Here is a 7,339-nt window from a genome sequence, read left to right on the forward strand (position 1 = left end):
CTGCCTCATTCGCGGTGAATCTTTTTCATCAAGCGCAAGTACAGCCCGTAGTCGCCGATTTCTTTTTTCCGCTCGAGGTAGTCGCGCACTGCGGGTGCACCCGCCCGTATGGGCCCGATCCGCGGGGTGACGACCAGTGAGAGCGCATCGCTGCCCGCACCGGACCCGTATGAGGTGAAGAGGATGCGATCGCCGGCCTCGGCAATGTCGAGAACGGCGGCCAGCCCCAAAAGCGACGACCCGGCATAGGTGTTGCCTATGGCCGGCACCAGGAAGCCCGGCTCGATCTGTTCTTGGCTGAAGCCGAGTTGCTGCGCCAGGCGGCGCACGAACTTGGGATTCGGTTGGTGGAAGACAGCCCAGCGGTAGTCTTTTGGTTCGCGCCCGAGTTCTTTGAGCAGACCCCGCGCCGCCTCGAGCGAGTGGTAGAAGTACGCGACTTCACCCGTGAACCGCTGTCCGTGCTGCGGATAGTGACGGTGGGCATGGCGAAAGAAGTCAGGCGTGTCGGTAACGAAAGAGAGGCTTCCCTCGACTTCGGCCAGAGCGTTTTCGGCCCGTCCGAAGAGGAAGGCCGCGCCGCCGGCAGCAGCCGTGTATTCGAGCGAATCTCCCGGACGCGATTGAGCCGTATCCATGCCAATCGCCAACGCATAGGGCGCCATTCCGGAGCCTACATAGGCTATCGCCGTCTGCATGGCTTCCGAGCCCGCCTTGCAGGCGAACTCCATATCGGCTGCGCTGATGAACGGAGTCAGGCCGAGCGCCTCGGCCACAACCGTCGCGGTCGGCTTGACAGCGTAGGGTTTGGATTCGGTTCCTACCCAGACGGCGCGGATCTGGCCCGGCGCAACCGCCACCCGGCGCAACGCATTCTGGGCAGCTTCAATGCACATCGTAGCCGTGTCTTCGTCCGGGCCGGGGACGGATTTGGCGCGGATGGGCACGCGCTTTCCCTCCCAACCCCAGCAGGCAGCAATGGCTTCCGTGCGGATGCGCCACCGCGGCACATAGGCCCCATAGCTGGCGATACCAACCGGTTGCTCGGTCCGCATCAACATGCCGTGCGCCGACATCTGTGGAAATACCCTCCCCGGGATCGGCCAAGTCTAAGCACTCCCCTGCGAAAGTCAAATTTATTTTTTATAAATAACAATAAATACAACTTATGCTATGCTGGCCGGCGCTGGTCAGCGGAGCGTCCGCCTTATAGGAGACAAGGCAATGGACTTGCACCAACTCGAGGTCTTTCTGGCGGTGGCGCGGGAGAAAAGCTTCTCCCGAGCTGCCAAGAGCCTCCTGCGCACACAACCGGCGATTAGCCTGGCGGTTCGTCGTTTGGAGGAGGAGCTGGGAGAGTCTCTGTTCGATCGCTCGAGCAAAATACCCGCGCTGACAGACGCGGGCGAGCTATTGCTGCAATACGCCGAACGGCTGTTGAACCTGCGGGGCGAGATTCCCTCTGCCCTGGCCGAGCTGCGCCACCTCGAGCGGGGGCGGGTACGCGTTGGGGCGAATGAAACCGGGGCACTTTATCTGCTCCCCCTCATCGCCCGTTATCGTCGCCTCTATCCGCATGTCAAAGTGGAGATTGTCCGCAGCCTGGCGCGGAACCTTCCCCAGGAACTGCTCAAGCGCAACCTCGACCTCGGCGTGCTCTCCTACCGTCCTCGAGATTCGCATCTGGCCTCGGTGGTCGTTTACCGGGACCGCCTGAGCTTCGTCGTCTATCCGGCCCATCCACTGGCGCGGCGCCGACAGGTTTCGATCCACGAGCTGGGCCACGAGATTTTTGCCGCCCACAACATCTGGTCTCCTTACCGCGAGCGTGTCCTGCGCACCTTCGAGAAACATCACGTGCCGCTGCATATGGACGTGGAGTTGCCAACGGTGGAGTCCATCAAGAAGTTCGTGCAGATGCAGCAGGCAGTGGCTTTGGTGCCGAGGATGTGTATCGAAGAAGAGTTGGCCAAGGGAGTCCTGATGGAAGTGGAGATTCCTGAGCTGCGCATCGAACGTAAGCTACGCGTGGTATTTCGACGCGGTGATCTCCTGTCCCACGCGGCGCGGGCTTTCTTGCTGGTCGTGACGACAAAACAGAAGGACTCATCCTGAAGCAGCGATTCTGCCCGCCCCGATAGAAAGCATCGGGGCGACCGAAAAGCTTGCCTTGCCTGTCTTGAGCGGAGCCGAAGGGAACTCCCGACACGCGGTTTAGGAAACCGCCTGCCCGCGAATACCCGCTACAACAAACCGCCAATTTACGGGCTCCCCTTGGTGAGAAGCCCCCGACTTAGAACCCATGCGACCATTGCAAGGGTTCCAAGAAGACAGAGCCAAGCAAAGAGGTCTCCAACCCGCGAGTAAATGGTTCTCACGCCCTGAATCGGGACCTGGGAAATCATGGCACGATCTGTCGCCTGGTAGTGGTCCATGGCCGCGAGCACACGTCCTTGATAGTCCACTGCAGCCGAGAGCCCCCGGCTCGTGTGCCGAACCAGGGAAAAGCCTTGTTCAATTGCGCGAAACGTCGCCATCTGCGTGTGCCAGGGGTCAATTTCTCTCCAGTCGTTGGAAGGAGCCAGCAGAACGTCCGCACCAAGTTGTCCTGCTTGTCGCAGAAGCTGGGGAAAATCCATATCAAAGCAGATCGCGGCAGCGATCCGTCCATAAGGCGTAGCAAGGCTTTTGATTCGGCCATCGCCTAGCGCGGAAATCGCCGCCTCCTCGCCTGGCACCGAACGAGCCTTGTAAAATTCCCACGCGAGATTTCCGCTCGCGTCCAACAAGACCACCTTGTTTTCGAGCGGCCGGGCCTGGCCACGATTCCAGGTTGCAAGAGCCATGGCCAGATAAATCTGGCGTTCCCGTGCCAGTTGACGACCACGATCAATCAGGGCGGCCTCATCCTCCCTAAAGACCGGAGCGTTGGCTTCTCCCCAGAAGACCACCTTGGCGCCAGCCCTGGCCTCTCGATCGGCACGCGCGAGCAAATCGTCGGCGATGGCCTGTCCCCTGGACCGGATCGCCTCCAGGTCAGCGCTCGTGGCCTCGCCGGCAAAAAGCCGACGCTGGATCTCAGCGGTCGGGAAACCTTGAAGGTCAGGCTTGGAAATAGACGCCACACGGACGGTGGCCGATGCCGGCGGGAAGAGCATCAACCGTGCTCCGCCCAAGAGAAGAACCAGCATGAGAATGCTTCCGTAAGTCAGGGCGCCCACTCGAACCTTGTGCCATGCAATATCGTGCTCCCAAATCCAGTTCCACACAGAGGCGAACCAGCCGATCAGGAACGTCACTCCGAATAGACCTGTCACCGACAAGATCTGCAACAACGGAAGATTGCCGTATTGCGAGTAGGCCACCGAGCCCCAACTGCCATACGGAGCGAATGCCGAGACCAGGTATTCCGTGGATGCCCAGGCCATCGGCAACACCAATGTCGCAAGAAAACCGCCCAGCCGCGGAGCCACCAGCCGGTCAATCAGGTACGGCAGGAGAACCACAAAACCTGTCATCGCCACAAATCCGTAATACCCGATCCCCGGAATCGGCACCATGCCGCGAAATTGGAAATGAAAAGCGGCAGCGGAAATGAAATACCCAATCAGCAGTCCCGGTAACGGTCTTTGACTCCTCAAGAACCGCACCAGGAAGAGAGGCCCTAGCCACGCCGCGATGGGAATGGCCGGCCTCCCGTTGGAGAAGAAAAGCAGGATGGTCGCGAGAACCAACCAGAGCAAGGACCAAATGGGCCGTTGCGCAGCCAACGCCGAGCGCGTCTGTTCCATCACAACCTCCAATCGCGTACTGCGATGCTCAGCGATGACCTCAAGCTACTTTAGTTGCAAGAGGGGCGTCAAGACGAAACGAGTGGAAAGGACGGAATCTTCAGGCCCGGTTGAAGCGACTCAGTCGCTCGGGGGCAACCCGCCGCCGCGGGCGGCTAAACCTGCAGGGCCGGCTGGGTGGGCAGGTGGGCCAAACCGTATTCCAGGCCTTTTTCGAATGCCGCCAGGTTGACGGCCTCGGTGCCGCGGGGGACGGAGTCGGCAATGGCTTGCTTGATGGCTTCCACGCTGACCAGGCCGGTCATGGCAGTCAAAAATCCCACCATTACGATGTTCGAAACCGCTCGGCGGCCAAGCTCTTCTGCCAGCCGCGTGGCCGGGATTCCGTGCAGCCTGATTCCGGGCGGCCCGTCGGGGCGCGGATGGCACGTGACCAACTCCGCTTCCACCAAAAGCAGACCCCCCGGTTGCAGCTCCGAACCGAAGCGATGGTAAGCATCCTGCGACATGGCCACCAGGATGTCGAGCGCAGTGAGGTAAGGATACAAGATCGGCTGATCGGAAAGGACGAGCTGAGCGCTGCAAGCGCTGCCGCGGGCTTCCGGGCCAAAGCTCTGCGTCAGGGTGGCGTGCTTGCCGTCATAAATGGCGGCGGCTTTGCCGATCACAATTCCCGCCAGGATGACTCCCTGCCCGCCAAAGCCGGCAATGCGGAGCTCAGTCGTCGCCATGGCCTTCTCCGTATCGCCGGTACTCCTGGCCGAGCGTGCGGGCGAGCTGGTCATTCATCGTCTCAAGGAACGTCGGCCGCTCGATGTCCACGAATTTGCCGACCAGGATCTCGCTCTGGAAGCCGATGCTCACCTCTTTGGTGTTGGCGCCATGGCAGGTCAGGCTTTTCTCCTTGTAATACTTCATCGTCTCGAGCCCATCGCCCAAGCGGTTGCGCCGCTGATAAAGGGTAGGGCAGGGGGAAATGATCTCGAGAAAGGAGAAACCCTTTTTCTGGAACATCTCACGCATCGCTTTGGCGATTTGGCGGACGTGGAAGGTAGTCCAGCGAGCGACGTAAACCGCGCCGGAAGATTCCGCGAGATAGGGCAGGTTGAAGGGCTGCTCAAAGGTGCCGTAAGGAGCCGTTGTGCCCAGCGCCGTGAGCGGGGTCGTGGGCGCAATCTGGCCGCCCGTCATGCCGTAGATAAAATTGTTGACGCAGATCACCTTCAAATCCACGTTGCGCCGCGCGGCGTGGATAAAGTGGTTGCCGCCGATGGCGATCAGGTCGCCGTCGCCGCTGTACACCACCACCCGCAGCTCCGGGTTGGCCAGCTTCAACCCGGTGGCAAACGGAATCGCCCGGCCGTGAGTGGTGTGAAACGAATCGAGGTTCAGGTACCCGGCCACCCGGCCGGTGCAGCCGATTCCGGAAACCACCACCGTCTGCTCGAGCGGCACCCTCGATTCCACCAGCGCCCGGGCAAAACAGTTGACCGTGATCCCGATGCCGCAACCCGGACACCAGATGTGCGGCATGCGATCCATGCGGAGAAAGGGCTCCACCGGATTGAGCGGTTGCCCCCCAGGCAAGGTTCCTTCGCTCATCGGGCCGCCTCCCGGATGGCTCTGAGGATTTCCTCCGGATGGTGCACGGTCCCGCCGCCGTGCGGCACCAGGACGGTCTTGGCTTTGCCCGCCGCGCATCGCTCCACTTCCTGGACGATCTGCCCGTAGTTCATCTCGACCACCACAAATGCTTTCACCCGGGTTGCCAATTCTCGAATGCGTTTTTCCGGGAAAGGCCAGACGACAATCGGCCGGAGGAAACCCACCCGAGCGCCTTCTTCCCCGGCCATCTGCACGGCGCGAAGGTTGACTCGCGACGTGATCCCGTAGCCCACCACGACCACCTCGGCGCTCTCGACTCCCTTTTCCTCGTAGCGGACGATGGCATCGGCATTCTTGCGGATCTTGTCCACCAATCGCCGCACCAGTTTTTCCTGCGCCTGCCAGCTCATGTCGGGATAGCCGTGTTCGTCGTGGGTGAGTCCGGTAACGTGGAAGCGATAGCCGTCGCCCGCTTTAACCATCTCCGGAACCAGATTGCCATCGCACTGGTAGGGCAGGTATTCTCCGGGCCGCTTGGCGGAGTAGCGCCGTTCGGCCACCTCGATTTTTTCGGCCGGCGGAATCACCACCTTCTCGGTCATATGCCCCACGCACTCGTCCATCATCACCAGCACCGGCACGCGATACCTTTCCGCCAGATTGAAGGCATCAATCGTGAGGTCGAAACATTCCTGGGGCGAGTTTGGCGCCAGGGCAATGATGCCGTAGTCGCCGTGCGAGCCCCAGCGCGCTTGCATCATGTCGGCCTGGCCGGGGAGGGTCGGCAAACCGGTCGAGGGCCCCCCGCGCTGCACGTTGACGAAGACGCAGGGCGTTTCCGTCATCGCCGCCAACCCGATGTGCTCCATCATGAGCGAGAATCCCGGCCCCGAGGTTACCGTGAACGCTTTCTTTCCCGCCCAGGCGGCGCCGAGGATCGCGATCGAAGAGGCTAGCTCATCCTCCATCTGGATAAAAATGCCGCCGATCTTGGGAATGCGCGCGGCAAAGCGCTCGACAATTTCCGTCGAAGGCGTTATGGGATAGCCGGCGGCAAAACGGCAGCCGGCGGCGAGCGCGCCTTCGCAACACGCCTCGTCGCCGTCCAGGAAATGCACGCCCGTCAAAACCCCGGCAGGATCCGCCTTGGCATATGCGTTCATACCAATTCACCCGTTCCTGTCGCGGGCCATCACCTCCTGGGGCTGCGCCGCCACCTCGGCCGGCCTGGCGGGCGCTTTGATCTGCACCGCAAAAATGGCAAAGTCGGGACAGTACATCCCGCAAAGGTCGCACCCGGTGCAGTTGTCTGGGTCAATCAGCTTTGGGGGATGGTAGCCCTTGGCGTTGAACCCTTCGGAGAGAACCAGGACCTTGGGAGGACAGAACTCAACGCAGAAGCCGCAACCCTTGCATCGGTCGGCATCCAGGTAAACGACGCCGCGGACTTTCTTCGTCTTGCCCGCCAAAGACTCTTGTCGGGCTGTTCCTGAAGTGTTTTTGGCGGGCTTGCCGGTTTCGGCCTTACCCGATGGGGGAGTGCGTCTCTCTCGAGGTTCGGTGGTCATTCGTGCCCCGTGAATCCGAGCAGCAATCAAGCGGGCGTGGCAGGCCGATCCCCGCAGCGGGGATGGCAGAATGCGGAACCGGGGAAAGCAGAAAACTTAACGAGGCGCGGACGTAACCATTATACCCGCTTCGGAACGAGAAGGCATCCTGATTGGACGGAGGCGAAAAGGCGGCCCGTGGCGGCGAGTCATTCGCCCATCGTTCCCGCTCGGCACTTCGGCTCGGCGCTGCTCACGCTCGAACACTCACCGTCGGGGACACTTGACGAAACTCCCCTCAGGCCCGAACACAAACGCTCGCGGTCTTAAAGGGCTATTGGAAGCTCCGAATGGCCGTTGCTTCGTCGCTGTGGACGTCGAAAACGGTGTAGAGTT

The 7,339-nt window shown here is 61.1% G+C and carries 7 protein-coding genes; 1 reads left to right on the forward strand and 6 read right to left on the reverse strand.

All coding sequences use genetic code 11. The features are described 5' to 3' along the window. Nucleotides 1–5 precede the first annotated feature (5 nt). A complete protein-coding gene (locus VIH17_08685; protein ID HEY4683311.1) occupies nucleotides 6–1,076 on the reverse strand; it encodes a hydroxymethylglutaryl-CoA synthase in 1,071 nt (356 codons plus the stop codon). 148 nt (nucleotides 1,077–1,224) lie between these two features. On the opposite strand from VIH17_08685, the gene VIH17_08690 reads away from it, so the two are divergent. After that, nucleotides 1,225–2,115 carry a LysR substrate-binding domain-containing protein gene (locus VIH17_08690; GenBank protein HEY4683312.1) on the forward strand — a complete coding sequence of 297 codons (891 nt, stop codon included), beginning with the start codon at nucleotides 1,225–1,227 and terminating at the stop codon, nucleotides 2,113–2,115. Between the two features lie 146 nt (nucleotides 2,116–2,261). On the opposite strand, the gene VIH17_08695 is transcribed toward VIH17_08690, so the two are convergent. The 5 genes from VIH17_08695 to VIH17_08715 form a co-directional block, all read right to left on the reverse strand. Next, nucleotides 2,262–3,791 carry a nitrilase-related carbon-nitrogen hydrolase gene (locus VIH17_08695; protein ID HEY4683313.1) on the reverse strand — a complete coding sequence of 510 codons (1,530 nt, stop codon included), beginning with the start codon at nucleotides 3,789–3,791 and terminating at the stop codon, nucleotides 2,262–2,264. Nucleotides 3,792–3,946: 155 nt separating this feature from the next. After that, a complete protein-coding gene (locus VIH17_08700) occupies nucleotides 3,947–4,522 on the reverse strand; it encodes a 2-oxoacid:acceptor oxidoreductase family protein (protein HEY4683314.1) in 576 nt (191 codons plus the stop codon). Further along, entirely contained in the window at nucleotides 4,509–5,393 is an 885-nt protein-coding gene (locus VIH17_08705; protein ID HEY4683315.1) for a 2-oxoacid:ferredoxin oxidoreductase subunit beta, read from the reverse strand. The genes VIH17_08700 and VIH17_08705 overlap by 14 nt, the downstream gene beginning before the upstream one ends. Next, complete coding sequence (locus VIH17_08710) at nucleotides 5,390–6,559, reverse strand: 2-oxoacid:acceptor oxidoreductase subunit alpha (protein ID HEY4683316.1); 1,170 nt, start codon at nucleotides 6,557–6,559, stop codon at nucleotides 5,390–5,392. The genes VIH17_08705 and VIH17_08710 overlap by 4 nt, the downstream gene beginning before the upstream one ends. A 6-nt stretch (nucleotides 6,560–6,565) precedes the next feature. Then, nucleotides 6,566–6,964, reverse strand: a complete 399-nt coding sequence (locus VIH17_08715; protein ID HEY4683317.1) for a 4Fe-4S binding protein — start codon at nucleotides 6,962–6,964, stop codon at nucleotides 6,566–6,568. Nucleotides 6,965–7,339: the final 375 nt, after the last annotated feature.

This window comes from Candidatus Acidiferrales bacterium (assembly GCA_036514995.1).
Taxonomy (GTDB): domain Bacteria; phylum Acidobacteriota; class Terriglobia; order Acidiferrales; family DATBWB01; genus DATBWB01.